At 43.6% G+C, this 25784-nt stretch carries 29 protein-coding genes; 7 read left to right on the top strand and 22 right to left on the bottom strand.

Going from position 1 to position 25784, the window contains the following annotated elements; translation table 11 throughout:
* Positions 1 to 48: 48 nt before the first annotated feature.
* The 9 genes from yqeK to ACPW7N_RS23915 all read right to left on the bottom strand — a co-directional run bounded on the left by yqeK (position 49) and on the right by ACPW7N_RS23915 (position 6991).
* Positions 49 to 621, bottom strand: coding sequence for a bis(5'-nucleosyl)-tetraphosphatase (symmetrical) YqeK (yqeK, locus tag ACPW7N_RS23955; RefSeq protein ID WP_425654062.1), 573 nt, complete (start codon positions 619 to 621; stop codon positions 49 to 51).
* Positions 614 to 1192: a nicotinate-nucleotide adenylyltransferase gene (locus tag ACPW7N_RS23950; RefSeq protein ID WP_425654060.1), complete on the bottom strand. Its 579-nt coding sequence runs from the start codon at positions 1190 to 1192 to the stop codon at positions 614 to 616. Before ACPW7N_RS23950 ends, yqeK begins: the two co-directional genes overlap by 8 nt.
* 17 nt (positions 1193 to 1209) lie before the next feature.
* Complete coding sequence (gene yhbY / locus ACPW7N_RS23945) at positions 1210 to 1500, bottom strand: ribosome assembly RNA-binding protein YhbY (protein WP_425654059.1); 291 nt, start codon at positions 1498 to 1500, stop codon at positions 1210 to 1212.
* Entirely contained in the window at positions 1501 to 2355 is an 855-nt protein-coding gene (locus ACPW7N_RS23940; protein ID WP_425654090.1) for a shikimate dehydrogenase, read from the bottom strand. It abuts the gene before it with no gap.
* An 83-nt stretch (positions 2356 to 2438) separates the two neighbouring features.
* On the bottom strand, positions 2439 to 3554 hold the full coding sequence (yqeH, locus tag ACPW7N_RS23935) for a ribosome biogenesis GTPase YqeH (RefSeq protein WP_425654058.1): 1116 nt from the start codon (positions 3552 to 3554) through the stop codon (positions 2439 to 2441).
* Positions 3551 to 4072: a YqeG family HAD IIIA-type phosphatase gene (locus ACPW7N_RS23930; RefSeq protein ID WP_425654055.1), complete on the bottom strand. Its 522-nt coding sequence runs from the start codon at positions 4070 to 4072 to the stop codon at positions 3551 to 3553. Before ACPW7N_RS23930 ends, yqeH begins: the two co-directional genes overlap by 4 nt.
* 107 nt (positions 4073 to 4179) lie before the next feature.
* The gene (locus ACPW7N_RS23925; protein WP_425654054.1) at positions 4180 to 4527 is read right to left on the bottom strand and encodes a thiol-disulfide oxidoreductase DCC family protein; all 348 of its coding nucleotides are present in this window, start codon (positions 4525 to 4527) and stop codon (positions 4180 to 4182) included.
* A gap of 79 nt (positions 4528 to 4606) precedes the next feature.
* The gene (locus ACPW7N_RS23920; protein WP_425654087.1) at positions 4607 to 5335 is read right to left on the bottom strand and encodes a gamma-glutamyl-gamma-aminobutyrate hydrolase family protein; all 729 of its coding nucleotides are present in this window, start codon (positions 5333 to 5335) and stop codon (positions 4607 to 4609) included.
* Positions 5336 to 5362: 27 nt separating this feature from the next.
* Positions 5363 to 6991 carry a peptide ABC transporter substrate-binding protein gene (locus ACPW7N_RS23915; protein ID WP_425654053.1) on the bottom strand — a complete coding sequence of 543 codons (1629 nt, stop codon included), beginning with the start codon at positions 6989 to 6991 and terminating at the stop codon, positions 5363 to 5365.
* 370 nt (positions 6992 to 7361) lie between these two features.
* Between ACPW7N_RS23915 and ACPW7N_RS23910 the strand changes: the two genes are divergently transcribed.
* Positions 7362 to 8168, top strand: coding sequence for a serine hydrolase (locus tag ACPW7N_RS23910; RefSeq protein ID WP_425654052.1), 807 nt, complete (start codon positions 7362 to 7364; stop codon positions 8166 to 8168).
* Between the two features lie 53 nt (positions 8169 to 8221).
* On the opposite strand, the gene ACPW7N_RS23905 is transcribed toward ACPW7N_RS23910, so the two are convergent.
* From ACPW7N_RS23905 to ACPW7N_RS23885, 5 genes are all read right to left on the bottom strand, one after another.
* Positions 8222 to 9904 carry a GGDEF domain-containing response regulator gene (locus ACPW7N_RS23905; RefSeq protein ID WP_425654051.1) on the bottom strand — a complete coding sequence of 561 codons (1683 nt, stop codon included), beginning with the start codon at positions 9902 to 9904 and terminating at the stop codon, positions 8222 to 8224.
* Positions 9876 to 12854 (bottom strand): ATP-binding protein, encoded by a 2979-nt coding sequence (locus tag ACPW7N_RS23900; RefSeq protein ID WP_425654084.1) that lies wholly within the window; start codon positions 12852 to 12854, stop codon positions 9876 to 9878. The genes ACPW7N_RS23905 and ACPW7N_RS23900 overlap by 29 nt, the downstream gene beginning before the upstream one ends.
* A gap of 15 nt (positions 12855 to 12869) precedes the next feature.
* Complete coding sequence (locus tag ACPW7N_RS23895) at positions 12870 to 13250, bottom strand: response regulator (protein WP_425654049.1); 381 nt, start codon at positions 13248 to 13250, stop codon at positions 12870 to 12872.
* A gap of 220 nt (positions 13251 to 13470) precedes the next feature.
* Complete coding sequence (gene tlp / locus ACPW7N_RS23890) at positions 13471 to 13686, bottom strand: small acid-soluble spore protein Tlp (RefSeq protein ID WP_425654048.1); 216 nt, start codon at positions 13684 to 13686, stop codon at positions 13471 to 13473.
* A gap of 85 nt (positions 13687 to 13771) precedes the next feature.
* A complete protein-coding gene (locus ACPW7N_RS23885; protein ID WP_425654047.1) occupies positions 13772 to 14140 on the bottom strand; it encodes a DUF423 domain-containing protein in 369 nt (122 codons plus the stop codon).
* Positions 14141 to 14514: 374 nt separating this feature from the next.
* Between ACPW7N_RS23885 and ACPW7N_RS23880 the strand changes: the two genes are divergently transcribed.
* The 5 genes from ACPW7N_RS23880 (at position 14515) to ACPW7N_RS23860 (ending at position 18882) form a co-directional block, all read left to right on the top strand.
* Positions 14515 to 16074 (top strand): spore germination protein, encoded by a 1560-nt coding sequence (locus tag ACPW7N_RS23880; RefSeq protein WP_425654046.1) that lies wholly within the window; start codon positions 14515 to 14517, stop codon positions 16072 to 16074.
* On the top strand, positions 16071 to 17177 hold the full coding sequence (locus ACPW7N_RS23875; protein ID WP_425654044.1) for a GerAB/ArcD/ProY family transporter: 1107 nt from the start codon (positions 16071 to 16073) through the stop codon (positions 17175 to 17177). The genes ACPW7N_RS23880 and ACPW7N_RS23875 overlap by 4 nt, the downstream gene beginning before the upstream one ends.
* Complete coding sequence (locus tag ACPW7N_RS23870) at positions 17174 to 18334, top strand: Ger(x)C family spore germination protein (RefSeq protein ID WP_425654041.1); 1161 nt, start codon at positions 17174 to 17176, stop codon at positions 18332 to 18334. Before ACPW7N_RS23875 ends, ACPW7N_RS23870 begins: the two co-directional genes overlap by 4 nt.
* Before the next feature lie 12 nt (positions 18335 to 18346).
* Entirely contained in the window at positions 18347 to 18562 is a 216-nt protein-coding gene (locus ACPW7N_RS23865; protein WP_425654038.1) for a hypothetical protein, read from the top strand.
* An 80-nt stretch (positions 18563 to 18642) separates the two neighbouring features.
* Positions 18643 to 18882 (top strand): hypothetical protein, encoded by a 240-nt coding sequence (locus ACPW7N_RS23860; RefSeq protein ID WP_425654037.1) that lies wholly within the window; start codon positions 18643 to 18645, stop codon positions 18880 to 18882.
* Between the two features lie 92 nt (positions 18883 to 18974).
* Here ACPW7N_RS23860 and ACPW7N_RS23855 read toward each other — a convergent pair whose 3' ends face one another.
* Both ACPW7N_RS23855 and ACPW7N_RS23850 read right to left on the bottom strand, forming a co-directional pair.
* Complete coding sequence (locus ACPW7N_RS23855; RefSeq protein ID WP_425654036.1) at positions 18975 to 19352, bottom strand: GIY-YIG nuclease family protein; 378 nt, start codon at positions 19350 to 19352, stop codon at positions 18975 to 18977.
* A 14-nt stretch (positions 19353 to 19366) separates the two neighbouring features.
* Positions 19367 to 20128 carry a DUF2087 domain-containing protein gene (locus tag ACPW7N_RS23850; RefSeq protein WP_425654033.1) on the bottom strand — a complete coding sequence of 254 codons (762 nt, stop codon included), beginning with the start codon at positions 20126 to 20128 and terminating at the stop codon, positions 19367 to 19369.
* Positions 20129 to 20248: 120 nt separating this feature from the next.
* Here ACPW7N_RS23850 and ACPW7N_RS23845 point away from each other — a divergent pair, with 120 nt between their 5' ends.
* Positions 20249 to 20401 (top strand): hypothetical protein, encoded by a 153-nt coding sequence (locus ACPW7N_RS23845; protein WP_425654031.1) that lies wholly within the window; start codon positions 20249 to 20251, stop codon positions 20399 to 20401.
* A 128-nt stretch (positions 20402 to 20529) separates the two neighbouring features.
* Here ACPW7N_RS23845 and ACPW7N_RS23840 read toward each other — a convergent pair whose 3' ends face one another.
* The 6 genes from ACPW7N_RS23840 to ACPW7N_RS23815 all read right to left on the bottom strand — a co-directional run.
* A complete protein-coding gene (locus ACPW7N_RS23840; protein ID WP_425654082.1) occupies positions 20530 to 21432 on the bottom strand; it encodes an aminoglycoside phosphotransferase family protein in 903 nt (300 codons plus the stop codon).
* Positions 21433 to 21453: 21 nt separating this feature from the next.
* Positions 21454 to 22188: an ABC transporter permease gene (locus ACPW7N_RS23835; protein ID WP_425654029.1), complete on the bottom strand. Its 735-nt coding sequence runs from the start codon at positions 22186 to 22188 to the stop codon at positions 21454 to 21456.
* Positions 22181 to 23101 carry an ABC transporter ATP-binding protein gene (locus ACPW7N_RS23830; RefSeq protein ID WP_425654027.1) on the bottom strand — a complete coding sequence of 307 codons (921 nt, stop codon included), beginning with the start codon at positions 23099 to 23101 and terminating at the stop codon, positions 22181 to 22183. Before ACPW7N_RS23830 ends, ACPW7N_RS23835 begins: the two co-directional genes overlap by 8 nt.
* A 96-nt stretch (positions 23102 to 23197) precedes the next feature.
* Positions 23198 to 24229 (bottom strand): sensor histidine kinase, encoded by a 1032-nt coding sequence (locus ACPW7N_RS23825; protein WP_425654025.1) that lies wholly within the window; start codon positions 24227 to 24229, stop codon positions 23198 to 23200.
* Positions 24219 to 24935: a response regulator transcription factor gene (locus ACPW7N_RS23820; RefSeq protein ID WP_425654024.1), complete on the bottom strand. Its 717-nt coding sequence runs from the start codon at positions 24933 to 24935 to the stop codon at positions 24219 to 24221. Before ACPW7N_RS23820 ends, ACPW7N_RS23825 begins: the two co-directional genes overlap by 11 nt.
* 92 nt (positions 24936 to 25027) lie before the next feature.
* On the bottom strand, positions 25028 to 25784 hold a 757-nt coding region (locus ACPW7N_RS23815), incomplete at its 5' end, for a GerAB/ArcD/ProY family transporter (RefSeq protein WP_425654023.1).

Below are 25784 nucleotides of genomic sequence, written 5' to 3'. Positions count from 1 at the left end.
CTTATTCGCTCACTTTCGAGCTCTTTTCTATGAAAAACGTCTTTGGTTTTATCGTTTGGAAATGACGTCGTTATATGCTAACAAGGTCAGTGGATGAATCGATTTTTTCTGTTCGAGCAGGAATCGCATCGTAGACCCTAACCCTTGGGCAAGTGCTTGATCCAGACTGGTTTCGGCCAGCTTGCGAACCTCTTCTACACCCGGGTAATCCCGATTCGGTTCGATATAATCGGCTACACAGACCACTTTTTCAAGCAGTGACATTCCTGCTCTGCCTGTAGTATGGTAACGAACCGCCTGAAGGATATCAGTGTCTGTGATCCCCAGTTCGGTTTGTACAACGATGGCTCCGACAAACGCATGCCACAGTTCCTTTTCCCCATCAACAATATCTTGCGCAATATCATAGCGAAGTAAAAACTCATGAAGTCTTGTCACAGGCCAGCACTTGCAATAATCGTGAACATATCCGGCAAGCTCGGCCTTATCAGGATCAGCACCGTACTTTTCTGCCAACGATCGGGCGGTCTCGGCAACCCCAAGCGTATGAACATACCGCTTTTCATTCATTTGTGCACGAACTTGTGTCAACAGCTTGTCACGCTGAGTCCCTTTAATCATAAAGTTTTTGCTCCTTTATATAGCTTTCTACTGAAGAGGGAACAAGGTAACGCAGGCTGCGGTGCCGCTTAGCCATTTCTCGAATACCTGTTGATGAAATCTCCCATTTGGGAAGCGTCAGGTAGGTGATGTTCGCTTTACTATCCATTCGTTCGAAGGAGCTCCCCGGGCGATCAAAGCCGATAAACTGTACGAGTTGCACCAGATCATCAAATCGATGCCACTTGGGCAAAGTTGTCAGCATATCCCCACCTGCGATAAAAAAGAACGAGAAGTCAGGATAGGTTGCCGTTACTTCTTCCAGCGTATCGACTGTATAGGACGGTCCTTCCCGGTCCAGCTCAATCGTTGAGAGGAAAAACTGCGGATGATCGGCGATAGCCAGATTGACCATGTTCACCCGGTGCTCCACCGAAACTATTCCTGTATTCTGCTTGTGCGGCGGGATTCTGGCAGGCATGAACCAGATTTCATCCAAGTTCATCTGTTCTTTCGCTTGCTCTGCAATCAATAGGTGTCCGTTATGAATGGGATTAAATGTGCCTCCCATGATCCCTACACGCTTCTTCATGCAAACGATTCCTTCCCTTAAGGAAGTGTAATGGTCTTATGCTCTGTTGATTCTTTATACAATACAACAGTATGACCAATCAGTTGTACTAATTCTGCGTCCGCACCTTCTGCCAGAGCATGTGCTACATCATGCTTGTCATCATCATTATTCGACAAAATAGAAACCTTCAGTAATTCTCTTACCTCCAGGGCTTCTTTGATTTGTTTGACCATATTTTCATTCACGCCACCTTTTCCAACTTGAAAAATCGGAGTCAGGTGGTGGGCCATTGAACGCAAGTATCTTTTTTGTTTTCCGGTTAACATCTAGTTTCCTCCTTGACGTAATTGCGCTAAAACAGTTTCTCTCATTAAATCAACTGGTGCTTCTTCCCCTGTCCACAGCTCGAAAGCAAGTGCCCCCTGGTTGACAAACATTCCTACCCCGGAATGGGTGAGTGCACCAGCCTGTTTTGCTGTCGCTAACAGTTTGGTCTCCAACGGGTTATAAATCAAGTCGCTGACAATCAACTGATCGTGCAGCCACTCTGCTGCAATTGGCATCTCATTTATATTGGGGTACATTCCAATCGAAGTCGTGTTAATCAATAGTGTTGATGAATGGACGGCGTCCTTAAATTCAGACGGTTCCAGTGCGCTTGCTGGTACTAGCAGACGCAAGTGATCGGCTAGCAGTTTGGCTTTCTCCCTGGAACGGTTTATAATCCGGATTTCCTTCACACCTTTATCTGCGAGCGTGCAGGCCACCGCACGAGCGGCACCTCCAGCACCAACAAGAGTCACTACCTGATCAGCTAAAAGGAGCCCTGTCTCTTCTACAAGCGATCGAACATATCCCATTCCATCTGTATTATAGCCAATTAAGCGGCCGTTTTGATTGACAACCGTATTTACCGCACCGATGCGAAGCGCAAGCGGATCAATCTCATCTAATAGCGGCAAGATGGTTATTTTATGCGGAATGGTTACGTTAACCCCTCGGAGACCTAAGCCACGAATCCCGGCAACCGCTTCATGTAACCGTTCAGGTGCTACATCGAAGGCTGCGTAAGCATAATTCAAGCGTTTTTCTCGAAATGCCGCATTATGCATCAAGGGTGACTGAGAATGTGAGACGGGATGGCCGAATAACCCCACAAGCTGTGTTTTGCTAGTAATGATCAATTTTTCTTTCTCCCTTCTCCCCGAAATAAATCTCCACTGCAAAAGCCCCTTCTTTTTGCGAAGGGGCAAAGCACGCTCCATTAAATCAATGCCTTGCGAGTTCCGATTCGAACACCTTTGGGAATATGGACCTCGATAGAAGCAGGATATTTGCCTTGCAGCGTGATCCAGCCAAGTCCGGCAATGACGATATCTGTCGGTGTTCCTGCTTGTATCTTTAATGTGTGTCTCGTAAATGGCGGAAGTTGTTTTGCTGCTTCCCCAGAAGGCGGTGCGAGTAGACCGCCATGATGTTTTTCCAGCAACTCTTCTGCCTTCTCCAGCTTGGTTCGGTGAATTTGCAGATTATTGGCTACGTAAAAGACGAGCGGTTGATGCTCCCCTTTCACAAAATCTACACGGGCAAGTCCGCCAATGAATAACGATTGTTTGTCGTCTAATTGAAACACTCTTGGCTTGATCCGCGACTTTGGTGTAATCACCTGTAAATCTTGTGCACTGATCATATGCCCGATCTGGTCTCGATTGATGATTCCCGGTGTATCATAGAGGGAACTTCCATCTTCCAGCGGGATTTCAATTTTGTCGAGTGTTGTGCCTGGGAATGGAGAAGTTGTGATTTCCATATCTGTCGAGCCATAATCTCGTACAATGCGATTAATTAACGTAGATTTGCCTACGTTGGTTACCCCGACGATATGTACATTTCTTCCCTTACGCAGTTGACCAATCCGGGAAAGTAGCTGATCGATGCCAATCCCTTTGGCTGCACTGACGAGCACCACATCTTCCGGCTTCAGGCCAAGCTCCTTGGATTCGTGCTGCATCCAGTTTTTCACACGGTTTACATTAATATTAGCAGGTAACAGATCAACTTTGTTGCCAACCAGCAAAATTGGGTTTTTGCCTACAAAACGGGGCAGTCCTCTCAGCCAAGAGCCATGGAAATCGAAAATATCAACAACCATAACGACAAGGCTATCGGTTGCTCCAATGCTATTTAATATGCGTAAAAAATCATCATCGTCCATGCCTACAGGCGCTACTTCGTTGTAATGTTTGATCCGGTAGCAGCGTTGACAAATGACAATTTCACGTTCAAGAGCAGAGGTGGGTGTAAACCCGGGCTTTGATTTATCTTCTGTCTGAATCGGAATGCCGCAGCCTGCGCATGAGATTTTATCTTGCTCGGTCATGGTCTGTTCTCCCATGAGATCATTCCTTTCTTTTTCATCCAATAGAGAGCGACCTTCTCCAGTTTTCGATTGAATCGGGTGAAAAATCCATCACTGCTGGTTACTGGGACGACCAGTATCGTATGAAACCCCAGCAAATTTCCACCAAGGACGTCAGTAAATAATTGGTCCCCGATCACAACTGTTTCAGCGATCGACACGTTCATATCCTTAACTGCTTTATGGAATGCCTGATTGGTTGGTTTGCGAGCGGACCAGATGAAGTTGATGCCAAGTGGTTCACAAAACGCTTGCACACGGTTTTGCTTGTTGTTGGATACAACCGTAACCTGAATCCCTGCCTGCGTCATTTTGATCAGCCATTCTTCGATTTCGGGCGTTGCTAGAGGCCGATGCCACTCAACAAGTGTGTTATCCAAATCCGTAATAATCGCTTTGACATTCCGATCAAGGAGCTGCTGAACATCTATATCGAAGACGGAATCGACGAATTCATTCGGTAACAATTTCTCTAACATGAAACCCCTCCGACTTGAGGTAGAACTGATCAGCGGTTCAATCAGTATCCAATATCGGGACTTACTATACCATATTCCACCACTACCTTGCAAAGAAAAAAGGTTCTCTACTCCTTGTGTTTTCCAAAGAGTTGGTAGCGGTTACGAGCAACCAGACGATATACCTTCTCGCCTGCCCAATCAATGCCTGGTACGTAGAGCAACGGGCGTAAGAGAAACAGCCACGTATACCCGGTTAATTCTCGTACAGCCTGGTATCCCCGATACACTTTTCCTGATGATGTTTGTATAGTCATAGATTCCCCACAGAAGGTGTCATGAATACCGCAAACAGGGGCATTCTCATAATGACGCCATTCGATGTTGTGTGATCCTCTCTTGATGCGATGAAAGACCTTTTTGAGCCACTGGCAGAGGTTGCAGTTCTCATCATAATAAACTACTGGTCCCTCCATGATTGGTGCCTCCTTTGAGTACCAAAAAGACCACCCAGGAAACAAGTGGTCTTTTATGGTTACCTATTTAAAACGGTCATTACTGTTTTAATTTACTCACTTTTGCAATATACGCCCGAAATAATTCTAACATATCCGTATTGTGCGGCCACATGCGCTCAGGATGCCATTGTACGCCTACATGGTATCCATCTTCACTTTCAATCGCTTCGATTACTCCGTCAAGGGAAGACGCTGTTGCCCGGAAGCCTTGGGCAACCTCCTTGATGGACTGATGGTGTGATGAGTTGACCAGTATTTCTGATTTACCCACAACATCGCGAATAAAACCCGATTCCAGTGTCACATAATGGCAGCCATACGATTTCGACCCGATTTGATTGTGCTGATAAGCACCTGGAACCTGTCTGGGGATATCCTGAATCAGGGTACCACCGAGCGCAACGTTGAGAATTTGCAGACCCCGGCAGATGCCGAGTATCGGTTTTCGTTGTGCTACCGCCTCTTTGATGACTGCAATCTCCGCCAGATCACGCTCATAATCCACTTCACCCAATCCAGCCAAAGGAGGTTCTCCGAACAAGTGCGCAGCTGGATCGCCTCCCCCGGCCAGGAGTACACCATCAACCGATTGTATCATTTCCTGGAAAGGAGCATCATTTAATAATGGAAGAACGAACGGTATGCCTCCAGCCTTGACGATTGCGTCAGTATACGCCTTAGCAATCGTAAAGTACTGATCAGATGTATCTCCCGAAATAAACCGCTTGGCACTTGCAATACCGATTATCGGTCGCAAACAAGTCACTCCCAACTGTAGAAAACTTGCGCAATGTTATTTCTTTTCGTTGGATGCGTATTTGAAATCGATGAAGCCCAGTGCATCGATCACTACGTCTTTTACACCGTCACCCTTCGCCCAAGCATAGGTGTAATAGTAGAGTGGGATAATTGGCATTTCATCATGGAAAATCTCGTCAGCCTTCTTCAACAATTCCGTACGTTTTGCTGTGTCTGCCTCGGTTGCAGATTTTACGAGCAAGTCTTTGAACTCAGCATTTGTCCAGGCAGCATTGTTGTTTCCACCCAGATCACGGTATAACTCGAGGAAGTTGATTGGGTCATTGAAGTCACCAATCCAGCTTCCACGACCGATAATGAAGTTCCCTTGCTTCATTTGTTCCCGTTTTACTTTATTCTCCTGATTTTTGAGTGTTACTTCCACACCAAGTGATTTGCGCCATTGATCCTGGATCGCTTGAGACATACGAGTGTTCTTTTCACTTGTGTTGTAAAGCACTTCAAGTGGCGGCAGTTCTTTCAAGCCCAATTCCTGCATACCCTGGGCCAGCAGTTTTTTGGCTGTTTCCACATCTGCATCCTTGAAGTAACCATCTTTGTTCAACGCCATGGATGGTGGCAGATAGCCCAAAGCTGGAGTTCCTTTGTAAGTAACAACATTCTCAGTCAAAGCTTTACGATCGATCGCATAGGCAAATGCTTTACGAACGTTTTTGTTGGTGAAAGGCACTTTCGTTGTGTTGAATACAAAGATTTCAGTTCCTGCAGTCGCCTGGCTGTTTAGTTTGCCAGAGTCTTTCAATGACTGCATCGCATCACCTGGAAGTTCTCCAAGCGGTGAACCTGCCCAATCCAGCTCGCCTGCTTCAAACATGCTCAGCTCGGTGTTGGCATCCTCGATCATGTTATACGTCATCTTACTTAATTTTACGCTGTCTTTATCCCAATACGTGTCATTTTTCTTCCAAACAATTTGCGATTTGTGTTCCCACTTGTCTATCACGAATGGGCCGTTACCTACGTAGGTAGCCGCTTCGGATGCCCATTTCGGATTGCTTTCCACTACCTTTTTATTCACTGGGAAATAGGTTACGGATGCAATCAGCTCAGGGAAGAACGGAGATGGATTTTGCAGCGTGACAACCAGTGTTTTATCGTCAGTCGCTTTTACACCTACCTCGTCGAGTGATACTTCTTTGGCATTTGCTTTCTCCCCATTTTTGAGGTAGTACATTTGGTATGCGTAACCGGAAGCTGTTTCAGGATTGAGCACTCGCTTCCAAGCAAATTCGAAATCCTGAGCAGTTACCGGGTCACCATTGCTCCATTTGGTGTCACGGAGGTGGAACGTGTACGTCAGTAAATCAGGAGATACCTCATACTTCTCAGCGACAGCTTCATGAAGTTTTCCGTCTGTACCGATACGGAGCAATCCGTCAAATGCTGCACGGGCAACTGACATCGAAGGGATATCTTCAGCAAGACCTGGGTCAACAGTGGAAGGTTCTGCTGCTATGTTCACTCGCAACTCTTGCGGTGCAGCGGTCTCGGCAGGTTTGTTTTCTCCTGCTCCTGGTGTCGGTGCAGGTTGGGAAAAACAGCCTGCGAACAAAATACTTGCGGCCAACGTAAATACTAACGATGCATAACCAAACTTACGCATGTCAAGCCCCCTTCAAACTCTCTGTATTTTTTGCATAAAAAAACAACGCTACGAATAAGAAAGCTTAGTATGTATATAAAAACGATAGCATTCCCGTTTGATATATACTTGATTGATAATAAAACATTTCTTATTGCGTAAAAATTGTTTAATTTATAGTATTATATTATGAAAATTTTGTCTATAAAATAGAATTCAAAAAGGAGGACAAACAGAGCCTCGAAGTTCAAGGCGCAGAAGACCCGAGCAGCGGAACGTAGGTGAGTCTACGTGAGCAGCGGAGGGGCAATGCAACGCAGAAATTCGAACGCTATGTTTCCCGGACTTTTTGAATCTCCGCTAAAAAATAGAAGTGAAAAGAGGTGCAATTATGCTAGCTTCCATCCAACCTCAAATCGAAACTTTGCTAGATCAAGCAGGTGGTTCATGGGGTATCGTCATCGAAGACTTACTTACCAATCAACGATTTGAGAGAAATCCTGACGAGCCATTCTTTGCAGCCAGCTTAATTAAAGTGCCCATTATGGCGTCCGTATTTGCGGATGTTTATGCAGGGAAATACACGTTTGAAGATCAGTACATTCTTCGTCAGGAAGACCTCGTAGGCGGTTCTGGTGTCCTGCAGCATCTCAGTCCTGGCTTGTCTCTATCGATTTACGATCTGGTGACACTGATGATCATTCAAAGTGACAATACCGCAACAAACATCCTGATTGATCAGACAGGGGTAGAATCGATTCGTCAGATCATGCGCAAGACTGGAATGGCTCACAGCCAGTTCTACAACAGACTGATGATCATCCCCGCTGAACTGGAAGGGCTCAATGAAGTAACTGCTGGTGATATGGCCTCTCTGTATAAACTCATGGCGAACGGAAAAATCCTTTCCTACAACAGTTGCTTGCAGATGATCTCTATTCTCAAAAAACAGCAAATCCGTGATACGATCCCCTATCATTTGCCTGATCCAGATTCTGATCCGATCGGCACCTTGCCTCGTTGGGAGCTCGCCAACAAAACAGGAAATGTCACCAATATCAATCACGATACCGGAATTTTGTATGTGAGAGATTCCGCAATCCTCCTGTCTTTCCTCTCCAAAAACGTGGAGGAAAAGCTCGCCAAGGATACCATCGGACGTATCGTACGGTTGATCTACGATACATATCGGGAATAGAAATTGCAAAAAAACAGCGGGATTTCTGCCCCCGCTGTTTTTCTATTATATCTTTACGATATTTCCAGCAGTCGTTTCACTCGAAGCTCCAATTCAATCAATGAAAACGGCTTGGCCATATAATCATCTGCACCGAGGCGCAATCCTCGGATGACATCTTCCTCTTTCTTTCTACCTGACAGCATGAGCACTTTCAGTTTGGACAACGATGAATCAGCTTTGATTCTCTCCAGCAAGGAGAATCCATCCAGATCAGGCATGACCCCATCCAGAATGCACAAATCAATGGGCTCCTGCATAAGAACCCGATAAGCTGTCTCTCCATCTCCTGCCTCGATTACCTCCAGAGACAAATCGGTCAATTTGGCGATAAGGAAGGAACGAATCAGTTCGTCGTCATCGGCAACCAAAACCTTCTTGGGACGATTGTCCGCAACAGTCTCTTCTAGCTCCTCGATCAGTTGGGAAATCAACACACGATTTCTTCCCTGTCTCTTTGCCTGATACATGGCTTCATCTGCCAAACGTACCAGTGATTCCACAGACATTTCTGGATTCCATTCTGCAACTCCGGCAGAAAAAGTAACGAACAGTTCCAAGCCGTCATGCAAAACGATTGGAGTCAATCTGATCTGTTGCAATACGGAATCGATAATTTGTGCGGCTTGCTCAGCGGAAGTCGCTGGGAACAAAATGACGAACTCTTCCCCACCATAGCGAGCCAACAGATCAGTTGAACGAATTCTCTTGGAAATTGCATAGCCCAACCCTTGCAAAGCCAAATCTCCAATATGGTGTCCATAGGTGTCGTTAACCGATTTAAATCGATCAATATCAATAAAGGCAAGTGACAGCGTGGATTGAGAGCGTTCAGTCCGTTTGCACTCCATATTCAGTTCATGATCGAAATACCTGCGATTATACACTCCTGTCAAGGCATCGCGAAATGCCAATTCTTCATATTGCTTCTGCCTGGTTAACAAGCTGTATATTCTGGCTTCCAGCTCAATGTAATGAAACGGCTTGGTGACGTAATCATCGGCTCCCAAGTGAAAGCAGCGGATTTTGTCTTTGCTGTCTTCCCTGCCTGATAAAACAATCAAAGGAATCCACTTCAATGTCGGGTCTTCCTTGAGGAAATCAAACAATTGATAGCCAGTTTCCGGATACATCATCAAATCCAAAACGATGAGTTGATAGGAATTTTCTCGCAGCAACCATTTGGCCGTTTTCACATCACTTGCTTCATCCACTTGATAACCCTCTAATTGAAGTCGTTTCACCAAAAACGAGCGAAGGACATCGTCATCATCAATGACCAACAGTCGAAATTGACTCAGTGACAAATATTTCTGCTCATTTCCTGTCTCATTTTCATCAATCTTTTGTTCCGTTTGATAAATTTCTTGTTCGATTTTTAATTGTTGAAAAAAACTGCGACTGGATGTGACTATGTTTTTGAGATCAATGGGTGGTTCGGCTTCTTTCTCCTGCGACCATTCCCATAAGGTAACCATTTCTTCTGCCACTTGTCCAATTTCCGGAAACCCGAAAATGGGGGCGCTGCCTTTCAATGAATGGGTAATTCTATAGATCGCATCTGCCTTTTTCAAAAGTAAATCGCTATCCATCAACGGCATGGATTCGATCAATGAGTGCAGTTCGGTCAGTTTAGTAGAAAGTTCAAGTAAAAATCGTTTTTTTGCCTCAATCATCAGCTTTTTTTGCTTTGTCATTTTTCTTCACATCCACTTGAATAAAATCTTGGTTGATTTTCACATCATGAATCTGAATGCCTTTCTCTATCAACGATGCCTCGACGGATTCCGGGTCCTGGTAAGGAAAGACGTAGAATGACCCTTTTTCCTTATTCTCTAAAAGCTCAATTGACAGTTCCAGGAGCCTTTCAATGGTAAACGGCTTCTTCAGAAATTTCTCGGTGTCTTTTTGATAGTAATTTTTCGGAGGCTCCAACACCGTTGAGACGATCACTGGTGTTTGACTATACATCGAGTGATTGTGCAGTTCTCTGATGAATTCCCAACCGGATTTTTCACCCTTTAACTGAATATCTACGATGCACAGAAGTGGTGCTTCTCCCTGTTTGCTGTTGAGCAAGAATATGGCTTCTTCTGCAGTCTGCAAGTGTGTTACGGGTATATCAAGCTTCTCAAAGGCGACCCCAATCATCTTGGACAGATTTTCGTCGTCTTCCAGTACCAGTATTTTATTGCTAACATCAACGGCTTCGTACAGATCCAATTTGACTGTAAAGACAGTACCTGCTCCTTCTTCCGAATCGAAGGTAATCGTTCCTTTGTGCGCTTCCAGTATTTCTTTCACAATCGCTAGTCCCAAACCGGTTCCGCCAATTTGTCTGCGGTCAGAGTTGTCTACTCGATAAAATTTGGTAAAAAGCATCTCACGGGCATCTTCTGGAATGCCCAGACCGTAATCTTGGAATTCGATAACCAGTTTTCCTCTCTGGGCTTTGACTCGAACATCCACCCTGTCTGCTTGTGGTGAATACTTGATTGCATTGCTGATCAGGTTGTGAAGCACTTGTTTGATCCGATCAGAGGACGCCAATGTAAAGAGAGGCTTGTCTGGCAATGATAGTTTGATCTGATGGTGTTGTTTATCTTCCCACTGCTCAGCTACTTCTCGAATCATTGCTGTTACTTCAACCGGTTCAAAATGATAGACTTCCCGCCCGGATTCCATTCGTTGCAGATCAAGAAAATCATTGATCAATTGAGACAGGCGGTTTGCTTCCTTATAGATTGTTTCCATGTATTTCTTCTGTTTTTCTTCCGACACCTTGCGATTGAGCAGAATCTCCATAAACCCTAATACAGTAGCCAGTGGAGTCCGTAGTTCGTGGGAAACGATACTGATGAACTCATTTTTTAATTCATCTGCTTTTTCTTCCTCTGTCCGGTCACGGAAAACGAACAAACACGCTTCAGCCATTTCAACATTCGATCTGGTCAGAGAATTGGCATACATCTCATAATGGCGAATTTCCTGATCAGCATGTTGATAGGAAAAGCGCTCTTGCAATTCATTCAGATGTCCAGAAATGAAAGACTCGGCCTGTTGTTTGAGTTTGGAATTGCCAAGCTGGTCAAGAAACGTGAGGAAATGATGGTCAACCTTTTGCACAATCGGAAAGAAGCTTTCCAAGCGCTGGTTGGCAAATACAATTTGACTTTTGCGATCAACCATGACCATCCCTTCATGTGTTGATTCCAGGATGCTCTGGATGAGATCACGCTGTTTGAGTCGATCCTGATTGACAAGCTGGGCAATCAACGCCATAGAGAATTGTTTAATCAAGCCGGTTGTCACTTTTGTCTTACGATCACTTAGTATGTGAGTTGCATTATAACTGGTTAACAATAAGAAGCCCATGACCTCCTGCCTGCCGTCATACAAAGGAAAGTAGTAGTCGAAAGCAGTTTCATAGCCTTGATGCAATCCTTGTTCACTACTGGTGAGCGTACGAGTTTGTACAAACGGCTGTTTCTCCGTCACGACTCGTTGCGACATGCCGTACAGCTCATCTACCTTGCTAGGATATTGATTCACTGGATAGCCACATGAAAAATCTATACGAAATTCGTTCTTCCCCGTACGCATGACGATCATGGCGGAATCTAGCTGTAGAGCATGCAAGAGGGCTGTAATGGAATGTTCCAAATAGGTTTGATAGTCCAAATATCCAGTAAGCTTTTCCTGATACGATGTAATCTGCTCCAGCTCATATTCACGCTCTGTCAATTTCGTCAAAGTAACTTGTTGCTCGTCTTGCTGGGCAATGATTTCCTCATTTTGTGCTTCTAGCAAATCTCTTTGATTAATGGTCTCCAAATGCTTTTGTTCCAGTTCTTTTTCTCTTTCCTGAATCTTTTTGACCATATCACGGATACCGACCTGCAAATTCCCCAATTCATCTGTCAGTCCGCTGATCGGTACATCCACGTAATGTCCTCGACCGATATTCATCACGGTTTGCTCCAATTGCACGAGAGGATGAATGATTGATTTACGCAGGTAGGAAATGGTATAGAAAAACGAAGCTGCAAAACCCAAGATCAGAATGATCGGCCAGAGCATCAAATAATTGGAATACGTAGCCTTTTCATCCATAACATTCTTGATCTCACGTTCTTTTATCAAGGAAAGAGTAGAAAAATCATTGATTAATTGATTAACAATCGGGGTAATGCGATCTTTTGAAAAACTCTCAAGACCAGCAGTATCCTTTGATTTTTTCAGTCGTATACCTTCCGAGATACTGTCATCATACTTTTTCCAGTTTTCTGCAATTCGCTCTAATACAACCATTCTCTCATCCAGATACTCGCCATCATCCATTAAAAAACCTTTGACTTGAGAGTAATTGTTAAAAAAATCTTGTTTCTTCTGAAAAGTTTCGTCCAGAAAAACAGTACGTTCAAAAGCCAGGTATCCGCGAAAGGCAAAAGCGACCGATTGGAACTGCTGTTGTAACTGGTTGACTTCCTTAGCCACTTTAAGATGATTCTCTATTTCTTGATCGAAACTTGAAAATTGTTTCCCAAAGAAATAATTCGTGGCAATTACAAAACTGGCTAATAACGAAATATCAATCAATAAAATGACCAACAGGCGATAAGCGATTCCTTTTTTCACAGGTGTCATCACGGTTTTCCTCTCCTATTTGGCGCCTTTGGCAATTAGGTCTTCGATCACATCAAGCAAGTGAAGAGGACTGAACGGTTTTACGATATAGGTAGTAACGCCTGCCTGTTGCGCTCGCTCCCGATCTTTTTCCTGAGCTTTTGCTGTCAATAAGACGACAGGAACATCCTGATTCAGGTTTTCATTTTTCCTGAGCCATTCACAAACTTCCACACCTGTTTTTTCAGGCATCATATAGTCAAGAATGATAACATCATATTTTTGTTTACTTATATAATGTAAAGCCTGCTGTCCATCTTCTGCCTCAGAGATATCGTATCCATCATCTTCAAGTGTCTCTGTCAGCAAAAAGCGGAGCGAGGCTTCATCATCTGCAAGCAATATTTTTTTACTCATGTTGGTTTCCTCCAATGATTACCTTTACAAAAAAGTATCTTATTTCGGTTATTCACTATTCTATTAAAGTATATATTATTTACCCAAAGAATAAAGAAATTAACTCTCTATTTTAGCGCATTTCTACATAATTCGACATTTAGACAAAAAAGAAAGAAATCTTTGGACATAAATAAGCCAAAGATTTCTCAAGTTCTAACTCATTTTCGCCATCTAGATGCTAACGGGCATTCTCATCTTGGATCTCGGAGCGGTAGCCCTCGATACTTTCTGCACGACGTTGGTTCTTCGCCTCAATATTTGCTTTTTCATCTGGATTCATTTCTGATCCATTTGCCTTCACATAATCCTGAGATTCACGAATATTCTCCATGGTATCCTGGATCATATCCTGGAGTTTCTCCACATTATCTGAGCGATCATCCGGTTTAGCCATCATCCCACCCCTTTCGCGACATAATCCTTTACATTATGTACAGCTTGTGGGACAGGTATGTAAGTGTAGAAAAGATTGTTCCCGATTACACCTTCCAAGCGGCCGTTGCTAGCAACAACCACCCAATCAGGAATGCTAAGCCTCCAATTGGCGTAATGATTCCAAGCTTGCCCAGTCCATACACACTAAGCACATAGAGGCTGCCTGAAAACAAAATGATGCCGATAAACATGGCCCACCCTGACCAGTTTAGCAGGGAAGATTGCGGATTTTTGGATAGGAGCAACGCAACTGCAAGCAAGCCCAAAGCGTGAATCATATGGTAATGAACACCCGTCTGATAAACGGCCAGCTTCTCGGGAGTAATCATCGCCTTAAGACCATGTGCACCAAATGCCCCCAAGGCAACAGCCAAGAACATATTGATGCTGCCTAAAAACAAAAAGAATCTCATCCTTCACTTCTCCTAACTGTTTAACTACTGAAGAAACTATGGCTGGAATGCTTGTGTTTGTAGTGACTGTGACCATAGTGAGAATGTCCATGGTTGCTGTGACGGTGGAAACCCTTTTTGTAGTCACTGCTGCTGAATTTTTTGTACTTATGGTGATTGGAACCAGATAAGGACTTAAACAATGTCTTCAGAATTTTGCTTAGCATTGTACGCACTCTCCTCCAGCATCTTTGTAGCGTATCCAACTGTTATCATTGTAACAAATATCACCCACAACGTGAAATTGTAATGTGCTTTTTTGTATGAATAAAATGACAAGTGGAATCGCATCCTGATACTAATTATTACCATGACAGGTTGTGGGAGGAAAGCAAATGAAAACGAACTTCTTCCACCGAAAAGTAAAAATTGGCGGGAAATCCTCACAAGATCCCATGGTACCCATTCCCCCGAATCTAAATGAAATAACCGGGTTTCTTCACGAAGAATTGGGAACGAGCCCTGATGTTGTTTTTCGCGAGTTACTTCTTGCCGACGGAAAGCTCAAAGCTTGTGTAATCTATATTGTTGGTCTTGTACAGACATCGGTTGTGAATCGTCAAATCTTGAACACTCTACTAGCTGTACAAGACCAAGAGAAACTGGTTCAAGATCCAGACCTGATTGATTTCATTTCTTTTCAACTCTTGCCTGTAGGTCATGTCTCGCAAATCTCAGACAAAAAAAAACTAGCCGAATCAATTTTAAATGGAAATACACTGCTCTTATTTGATGGTCAGACACGAGCCATTTCGGTCAGTACGACTGGCGGCCAACGCCGAAGCATCCAGGAGCCTTCCACTGAAGTAGAAGTCCGAGCACCACGGGAATCATTCGTGGAGTACATGATCATCAACCAATCAATGATTCGAAGAAAATTAAAAAACAAGAACCTTCGTTTTCTTACGATGCGTGTGGGAAAAGAAACGAATACACAGGTTGCCATTGCCTATTTGCATGGAATAGCCGAACCCTCATTGGTTGAGGAAGTAAAGCGGAGAATGAACAAGATTAATTTGGATGGCGTGCTCGAAACCTACTATATCGAGCATTTTATCTCTGATGCTCCTTTTTCGATCTTTCCTCAAGTTGACCATACGGAGAGACCGGACCGAGTATGCGCCATGCTTTTGGAAGGTAGAGTTGCCATTCTGGTCGATGGAACACCATGGGCTCTTATTGTTCCTGTTGTGTTTTTTCAATTTCTTACAACGGTTGGTGACTATTACTCCAATTATGTATTTTCTTCTTTCATTCGCATGCTTCGATTCGTCTCATTTATTTTTGCTTTAGTAGTTCCATCGTTGTATATCGCACTAACAACCATGCACCAGGAAATGTTCCCAACCCCGTTGGTCCTGCAAATCGCAGGTGCGCGATCAGGCGTTCCTTTCCCTGCGATTGTTGAGGCAGCTCTCATGGAGTTATGTTTCGAATTACTGCGAGAAGCTGGTATTCGATTACCAAAAGCTGCCGGACAAGCGGTAAGTATCGTGGGTGCGTTAATCATTGGAGAAGCGGCAGTTGAAGCTGGCATTGTTTCGCCTATCATGATCATCGTCGTTGCTCTAACTGGTATTTCTTCGTTTGCCATTCCCAATTATGAATTAGGTATGGCTTTACGGGTTTTACGATTTCCCTTAATGGTGGTCGCTTCTATTCTCGGTATTCCTGGAATAACGGTTGCCATACTTGTCTTGCTCATTTATTTAGTCTCTTTATCATCGTATGGATTGCCCTATTTATCTCCATTTGCTCCCATGCACCGAAAAGATTTGAAAGATACCTTCGTCCGTTTTCCATTGACGTTCTTAGCCAGGTCAAAACATATGTTTGAGCATCATAAAAAGTCTGTAGACGAATTTGATGCAGGTGGTCATGGAGGGAAGACATGAGTGGGAAATATGCACCCAAAATTTCTGCTCTCCAACTCGCTCTGTTAGTTATGTCTAGCAGAATTGCTGTCATGACAGTATTTTTGCCTGTTATCTGGGCAAAAGGTGATCCCAAAAATGCCTGGATTGCGGCTATATTAGCCGGAACCGGGGGGGTCTTCATTACTTGGATTGCTACAGTACTGGCTGAAAAACATCCTGACCATTCATTCATTCAGATCATCCAAAAGCTGTTGGGGAAATGGCTAGGAAGGGTACTGTCTTTCATCTTCTTATGGTTTTTTCTCCATATTGCATCCATTACGACCCGTCAATTTGCTGATATTTTGGAAACCGCTTTAATGCCTGAGACCCCGATTCCCGTATTTATTATTTATATTACGATCGCTGTCATATTTTCTGTCAATCGTGGGTTGGAAGCAATCGCTAAAGTAGCAGCCATAGCTACTCCTTTTTCTATTGTATCATTGCTGTTTATTTCAGTTTTGAACAAACAGTATTTCGAAATTAATGCTCTCCTTCCCGTATTGGAGGATGGATGGTCAGGCGTTATTTACAGCAGCATTATTCCACTTGCCTGGTTCGGTGAAGTTGTGATCATCCTGATGGTCCATCCTTATGTCAGAGACAAGCATCTCGTGAAACCGTATTGCTTGCTGAGTGTGGTAGTCAGTACAATCTTGTTGGTTATCATGGCTATCATCGTAGTGGCGGTGTTCGGAGCAGATGAAGCAAGTCAATTGACACTCCCGCTTTTTGCGTACGTTCGATTAATTGAAGTAGCTGACTTTTTCGAACGAATTGAAGCAATTCTTGTGGCAGTATGGATTAGCCTGTTGTTCAGCAAAATCTGTATTTATCTATATGTCGGAGTGATTGGGGTAGGTCAATGGTTAAATCTCACTGTTACGCGCCCCTTAATTCTTCCTATGGCAGCCAGTCCCATCATTTATGCTTATGTCTCTTTTGAATCAATCGCAGAAATGAAACAATACTTGACTCCCGAACACTTCGGATATTATGCGCTCGTGCTGGAGACAGCAATCCCGCTCCTATTGCTGCTTCTATCTTATCTTCATCCAAGGGGACGAACATCATCATGAAAAAGCTAATGCGCACACTTTCAATCCTGCTGATTGCGATTCTCTTGACAACATCTACTACCGGATGTTGGAACCGTCGTGAAATAGAAAAATTAAACTTTGTCCTAGGAGCCGGAATCGATACACACCCTCAGGGGCTCCTGTTAAGTACCCAAGTTGCAAATCCGAAAGCATTAGGCGCAAAAGGAGGTGGAGATCAACCTACCTTTTTTACGTTTACAGCAACGGGGCAAACTGTATTTGATGCCATTCGTAAATCGACCCATGCATCCCAATTCAAGCTATTCTGGGCACACACCAAAGTAATTATCTTTAGTGAAGAAATGGCACGAAAAGGAGTGTTGCCCCCTCTTGAATATTTCAGCAGAGATGCGGAAACAAGAAGAAATTTCTTGATTGCCGTCACTCCTGGACGTGCGGAAGAAATATTGAAAATGAATGTACAAACCGAGAAAGTCCCGATCCTTTCCTTGCTAGAGATATTAGAGTTGTACACGGCTACATCTACATCACCGAAAGTAAATGTGAATGATTTCCTGCGAACCTATCACACGTCACAATCTGTAATGGTACCCACTGTGCTCAAGGTACACAATCAAGGAACAAAAGTGAATTACTATCTGAAAGGTTCTTCTGTTTTCAAGAAAGATCGTTTTGTCGCCTATTTCACTCCCATCGAAACAAGGGGCGTCTTTTGGGTACGAGGTGATGTGAAAAGCACCATTCTTGTCACCAATTGCCTGCAAGCGAATGAGAAAGAAAAGCTTCAAAAGGTCTCCTTTGAGGTCTTCTCCTCCTCTGCTGAAACCAAAGCAGAAAAGAAAAACGGAAAAATTACTATCACTGTTAAGATCAAAGAAGCAGGCAATATTGCTGGTTCGACCTGCACAAAAAACGAGACAGATAAGGGGGTATTAAAGAAACTGGAAGAATTGAAAGCAAAAAAAATTAAAGGCGAGGTTAATGCTGCTCTCAAAGCCGCAAAGAAACATAAAACAGATGTGTTTGGTTTTGGTGAAGCGATTCACAGAGCTTATCCCAAAGAGTGGAAAGCGATGGAGAAGGATTGGCCGAATTTATTTACTCGCATACCTATTACAATTGAAGTAGACAGCAAAATTACAGCTGGTGCATTAATACAAAGGCAATCCAAATAAGGATGAGTGCGGATGATTTATTTAGCGGTTTTCTTGATTACCATTATCAGTTTCAAGGATCTGCGATTGATGATCAAAAGGCGCTTAAATAAAGAACTCGTTTTTTTCTCTCTGGTTACAATCATGAATCTTACCTATGCAGTGTTAATCATGTTTGACGTTGAACCCTACTCTCCCCAAGACTTTACAATGTGGTTGGGCGATACGTTATTCCCTTCAAAAAAGTAGTTATTTATTTAATAAAATTTGCCATAAAGGACACGATAAATACCAGAGAGTAGAATCTTCAATACTAGGAGTGAAAGGATATGAATGCGTTGCAACTAGTAGAACGTCTAAATGAGGCTGAGTATCGGATCACCCATCTCAAAATGGTTATTGATCAGTTAAGCACAGAACCAGACATGAAGGAGTCTACTCAGGTCTTAGGGGAAATCTTGAAGGACTACGAGACTCACTTTGACAAAACAAGGCAAACATTAGGGAATCTGGAGGTTCAGTTTAATTTAAATAGTGGTGGCCACAATCAGAGAAATCATAATCAATGACCTATCCGAGCAAAAAAAGAGGGTTTTTCCCGAGTTAGTTATTTCTCAGGGTTACCCTCTTGTTTTTTATGATAAGAAAATGATACCAAATCTTACACACCTGCACCGTGATACCCTTTTTCTCCATATGGTTGCAGCTCTTCCAACCAGGCCTGTTCCATCTCTCCCAGCTTCTTGACTGCTTCTGCAAAACCATATTCTCTTTCTTTCTCATCCAACACATCGATTACTTCAAATCGGAACTGCTCCTCCCCGTACTGAAGCCATTCGTCTTGTAATTGCTTATTGCGAAAACTATTGTGATCCAATTCGAAGCGAATCCGATTAAAGACAGTATCCAGATCTCGGTTACTTCCTATAAAGATTTTGCCGTTGACCAAATTGGTGATCTGGTATACGCCTTTCTTGCGCTTCATTTCTTTATATTCTCGCTTGATCTCGTTCCTTTTGTTGCGATCTAAGTTCGTCATAACGGTCCTCCTAGTTACTTTTTCATCCAGTAAGCACTACCGTCCGCTTTGCGCTCCATAAATCCATAATCAATCATATAGCGGCGGAGAGTAACGTAATCATCATAAGCGGCTTTGAGAATCTCGTTCACTTCTTTTTCTGAATACATCCTGTCCATTTCAAAGCGTGTAGCGAGGTGACGCAAAATCGCTAATTTTTTCTTTTCCTTTTTGGGAAACAGAGACAAAGTCTTGTCCAGTCCGTCTGGAAAATACTGTCGCAACGTCTTTTGATACTCAGCATCTGTGATCGCATAGCGGTCATCTAGCATCTGGGCGTTACGATGGAATTGTACAAATGTCTCCTTTTTGCCAGACTGCTCTCTCAGCAATTCCAGGATAGCTAGCAAAATCTTTGCCTGTTTTTCTTTTTCTCGAAACGTGAAGCGATAGTTGCGGATCGTGGATGTACTGCCACCAAGCTGGTCGGTTATTTCTTTATCGTTGTATCCCTGAAAAAAGAGAGTCAGCAGATTTTTCTGGTGCTCGGTAAATCCGGTATATTCCTTGTCCAGTCCCAAGAGAACATGAAACATGGAGCCATGTTCATCCTCCACATGAATTTCCACCGCTTTTTTCGCATCAAACAATTCCTCATCAATGGAAAAAATACGCCCTTGCTGGAAGCCCTTGCCGCAGACCAGACAAGTGTATTCCTCTCGCTCAGAATCAAAAACATATCCTTGCTTCAGTTGGTCGAGAGACGCATTCCAAAAGTCATTCGATAATTTTATCATAAACATCACCATCTGTTGTTTATTGTTTTCGCAAACAGTATACGGATAAACAAGCAGGTATGTCAATGGATGGTTTGTGAGCGCCTTTTCGTGGCACACTACCTAGAAGAGGTGAATCACATGTCCAACAAGGAGTTCAATACGAAACGGGAAATGGGCTACCATGGCAGCAATATGCACGGATATTCCCTGCACAAAAAAGATGAGAAGCTGGATAAGTTCTCTGTGAGCGGTACAGATCAGAGGGAATCAGAAAAGCAACATCGAGACTAAAAAAAATTGGCGATTCCCCTTTCCGGGAGGATCGCCAATCAATTTCCCCAAGTTAATTACACTAGGTATTACCCTATATTTCTTTATCGACCGATCTAGTGATTCGTTTCTTAGGATGTTATTGGTAATTATCCGTTTTTCAGACTGCGGAAAACCTGTATGGCTTCAAAAAAAGACTTGTTGTAATTTCCGTGATCCTCAATCCCCCAGCAATTGGCCAGAACAGCATGGGCAAAGCCCCATGAAACGATTCTTTTTCTGTCCAAGTCCAGCTCTTCAACAAATACGTCGATTCGCTTTTCAATGACCGGTCGAATATTTTCTTCCGGCAATTTATTCAGCAAGTATTGAATTACATCGTATTCCCTATCTCCGATCAACCCTTTGGGGTCAATCGCCAACCATGGTTCTCTCTTTGCTGACAGGATATTGTAATGATGCAAATCTCCATGAAGCAGGAATGCTTGATTTCTCTTTCCATTCATTTGAGAATACGTACTCACGGCTTCGTGAAGGATTTCTTTGGAGATGGGCCCGAAGCCATCAGGGTGTTTCTCCACAATGGATGACAGGCTCTTTTCCATTTGCCGTGTAGTTGGTACCATCGAATCTTTCGGTGCAGGAATCCACAGTTTTTTCATTACTTGGGAAGCAATCCGTGTGGCTTCCTCATCATTTTCTACAGTCGCCAGTGTTTCTCCTGGAAATAATCGCTCTAAAAGTAGAATCCCCTTGTCGAGATCCACATCTACAACTTTCACCATTCCATGCCCATTAAATCGAGTGAGCGTTTCTACTTCTGCCTGAAATTCTTTCCCCGGAACAACAAGCTTTATCACAACTTCCGTCCCGTTATCTTGGATGGCAGGTGCGACAAAATTGTATGACAAGTCAAACGGAGGCTTGATGTTCATTTGCCAACGCTGCTCACAATACGCAACTAACAGATGAAAATCTGCCAACCATTTTTCCCCTCGTTCTTGATGAACCTCTTTGATCGTGTCCATAAATGTTTTTGCCAATGAAATCATGTTCACAGAGCAGCCTGCCCCTCATTGAATATCAGCTTTTTTGAAATAGATGATCGTGGCCACGAGTCCCACGATTGATGTGATCAAAATAGCTATGTACGAGTAGTACGGTGGAAATTCAGGAACAAATCCGTTTGTGACGATCGTGTGAGCAGCCGACCAGGGAAACAGTACCTTGTATTCTCTATTTGCCAGTGCTACATTACCCATGGTAATCATCGAGGTGAAAATAATGGTTGGCACATAATTTTTAAACAGGAAGGTAACAAAAATCGTCGGTGTCGACAGCAAAAAGAGAAGACATCCGCCCAGCATGAACTGCTTTAATGATTCTAGCAATACGGTGCTGCTTAGCCCTTCGAACTGACCAATCAAGCCGAAAAACAGTGTGAGTCCCCAGGCAACAAACGTCAGTGTAAGAATCCACAGGAACAGCAAGATCAATTTGCTTGCGATCAGGCTGATTCGTGAAACCGGAATGGTTAAGAGGTTTTTCAGTGTATCCTCCGCATACTCTCGATGATACAAATAAGCGGTAATGACACCGTACAAAAGCGTGCCGATCAAAAGCAGAACATACAGGTTCACTTCAGAGAAGGCTTCACTAAACAAGGCAGGCTCATCCGGCTTTTTGGCTTTCATATCCAGGAAGCCGATAAAGATCATAATCGGAGCTGCCGCCGCACCGATCAGGCTTACGAGAAACATCTTTGCTCGCTTCAGTTTTACTAGTTCCGCATACACCAAATTAACCAATGGTCCCACCTCCTATTAATTTCGTGAAGTAATCTTCCAGTCGATCCTCACTCATCCGTATCTTTGTCACTTCAATGCCATGCTCCACAAACAGCTTGTTCAGCTTGCCTTGTTGACCGATATGCGAATAGATGCGAATATTGCCCTCATCATGAACCTCATAATCGACCGAATCAAAATGCTGTTCCATCAGCATAACTGCTTTATTGTCGTTCGCTACCTGGAACTCCATAAATTTGCGGTTTCTTTTGCGAAGTTCATCCAATGTGGTTTCCTCCAGCAGCTTCCCTTGATGAATCACTCCGATCTGGTCTGCCAACTGCTCTACTTCAGATAAAATATGGCTGGAAATCAGGATCGTAATCTTTCGCTCTTCTGCCAACGCTTTGATGAGTTTCCGCATTTCCTTGATTCCAATTGGATCGAGGCCATTTGTCGGTTCATCCAGGATCAACAGTTCGGGATGATGGAGAATCGCTCTTGCAATGCCCAATCGCTGTTTCATGCCCATCGAGTACTGACCGACCAGTTTTTTGGTTTCCTTGGTAAGTCCAACAATTTCAAGTGCTTCTTCGATTGCCTGCTTTTTGTACACACCCATCAGCGTTGCATTGATTTGCAGATTTTCTCTCGCTGTCAGATTTTCATAAAATCCGGAGTGCTCTACGATGGAGCCGATTCGCCTTAATATTTCCTTCTGATGCGCAAACAATGATTCTCCAAAGATTTCGATTTGCCCATGGGTGGGTTTGATCAAACCTAGCAGCATGCGGATCGTTGTTGTTTTCCCCGCACCATTTCTCCCCAGAAAACCGTATATTTGCCCTTGATTGACTTTGAGCCCAAGATCGTCTACTGCCTTCTGGTCTCCATAAACTTTTGTCAGATTGGTTGTTTTAATGACTACATCCATGCAGTTCCTCCTGCTTAACACCTTTTGTCATCTCACTCATGGTCTCATTATAGACGCCAGGATTTAACTGCCTTTTAACCAAATCTTAATTGTTTCTTAATTTGTACAAGACTCATTTTCTTTGGGAAATGAGACATGAAACGTTGTCAGCTCTCCCGGTATACTTTCTGCCCAAATACTCCCCGCCTGTTTTTCGACAAGGGAGCGAGCAATAGCAAGACCCAGCCCGCTTCCTCCATCCAGGCCATTTCTGGATCGATCGGCTCGGTACATCCGCTCAAATACATGTCTCAGGTCGTCTTCGGCAATCCCTGATCCTTTATCCCAAATGCTTAATTGATAGGAATTCCAGTTCTCGGCCAGCTTAATCCCGACAACTTTGCCGTCTTTTCCATGCTGCACGGCATTTTTCATTAGATTGGAAATGATTCGAGACAAGCTAAGACGATCTGCTGTAATCAAGCATTTCTCCTCGGGTATGCCAGCTTGAAAGTCCAGCCCGTACTGATGGAATTCAGGCAAAAACTCAATGATTGCTTCTCTCGCAATTTCAGCAAAGTCTATTATTTCTGGCTTCAATGGAATCTCGTCAGCATCCAGTTTAGCCATCTGAAAGATTTCATCGATGAGCTGCTTCAGCGCATTTGCTTTTCGGGAGATGATTCCTAAGTACTCCAGCTTTTCCTCTCGGGATGATGCGATATCATCCTGCAGAGCATCCACGTATCCGATGATCGACGTAAGCGGGGTGCGGATATCATGTGAAATATTCGATAAAAGGCTTTTTCTCGCTGCCTCCGATTTTATCGCCTGCACTTGCATTTTCGCAGTCTGTTCAATCAGATCATTGATAGAAAACAATAATTCATTCATGATACGATCGTCATTCGCCAATAGCCGAACATTGCTATTTCCTTTTGTTGCTCGCTTCAACTCACCAATCATACCCTTAACTCGTGCCAAAAAGCGCACCCTCGTCAACAGCAGGATCACCGAAAGTAAACAAAGTGAACCTAGTAAAACCCCTCGGATCCATTCCAGGGGCAGATTCACCAACTCCATCACGACAAGGACTGCAATGAGCAGAACTTGAAGAATGACCACAGAAAGAACCTTGTCATGTTTCAATTTTCTCACCTGCAAACTTGTACCCGATTCCCCAGACCGTCTGGATCAACTTCGGCTGGGACGGATCGTCTTCTATTTTCTTTCGAAGCTTTCTGATATGCACCATGACCGTATTATCATCTTCTACGTATTCACTGCCCCATACATTACGGAAAAGCTGAATCTTGGTAAAGACTTGTTCCGGGTGGGTCACGAAGAACTTAAGCAGCTCAAACTCTTTGGCCGTGAGCTGAATTTCTTCTCGATCTTTCAAAACAACGTATTTTTTCAGATCAATGGCAATGTTTTCACATCGAATCATCGTTTCTTCCTCAGCACGCTGGTCGCCACTGCCCAGGATCAAATACCGTCTCAAATGTGCTTTGATACGAGCCATTAGTTCATGAATGCTAAAAGGCTTCGTGATATAATCGTCTGCACCCATACTTAAACCGACGATCTTCTCCACTTCCTGATCCTTGGCTGTAAGCATGAGGATGGGAACATTGGTTTTCGCACGAAGCCTTCTACAAACTTCAATACCATCTATTTTGGGCATCATCAGGTCCAACAGTACGAGATTGTAATTTTTCTGATCAAATAATTGGAGGGCTTCCTCTCCATCCCGAGCCAGATCAACCTGATACATTTCTCTTTCCAAATATTTTTTTAGTAAATCTCGAATTTCTTTCTCATCATCTGCGATCAAGACTTGAATCTCTTGCATACTTCACCTGCTTACTTTTTCTCTCACTCTTGTGCAATCCCTGAGTTATCTCTACCCATATTCTAGCAAAACCGCAAGCATTGGCAACTCGGTCACCTGAATTCGCTTAATCGCTTTCTCATGACTGTACCGAGCAACAACAAAATAATAGGTACACCTATTGCGATAGACAGCGCAATGGGAGGCCAATAGATTTCCAGCATTTTCATCGCTAGCGGCTTATCAAAAACAATCGCATAGCCAGATGCACCCAACATCAAGGCAGTCGGGATAATCATACCTTTGCTTTGTGGTTTGCTGAATAAGTGGGAAACAGCCTCACTCGCACAAAGAAAGCAAAGCATAATTTGAACGAAGGAAACCACGGCAAAAAAAGCAACCATAAACATTTCATATCTGTGTATAAAATCACCGATTTGTGCGCTACGGGCCATTTGCATGCAAGATACCGTATATTGAGCGGTAACCTCAGGAGACAAAACGCCTCCTTCTAAAATAGGCCACATGACCACGAACAATCCACCCATCAGAATTCCACTCATTCCCGACTTGCCCCATAATCTGCTTGCTTTCACTGATGGAAGCAAGACAGCTACCATGGTAGTCGCCATTGCCCAGTCAGTATCATTATGACGGCTTGCCCATAGCGTGTTCAGGAATCCGGATTGCATAACAGGCATCAATTCTCTGATATCGAAAAATGGAATTGATCCCATCAACAGGATGAGATGAAAAATTATGATACTCAAAACACCCATAAACGAATACCTCGCAATTACTTCAATGCCATACAGATTGCCAATTCCCCCAATTAACACAGCAACGATGATAAAAAACAAAATAGGCGCC

The organism is Brevibacillus nigriterrae (assembly GCF_049846925.1).
In the GTDB taxonomy this organism is placed as follows: domain Bacteria; phylum Bacillota; class Bacilli; order Brevibacillales; family Brevibacillaceae; genus Brevibacillus_H.
Note: the sequence above shows the minus strand (reverse complement) of the source record. Positions and strands in the feature narration are given on the sequence as shown.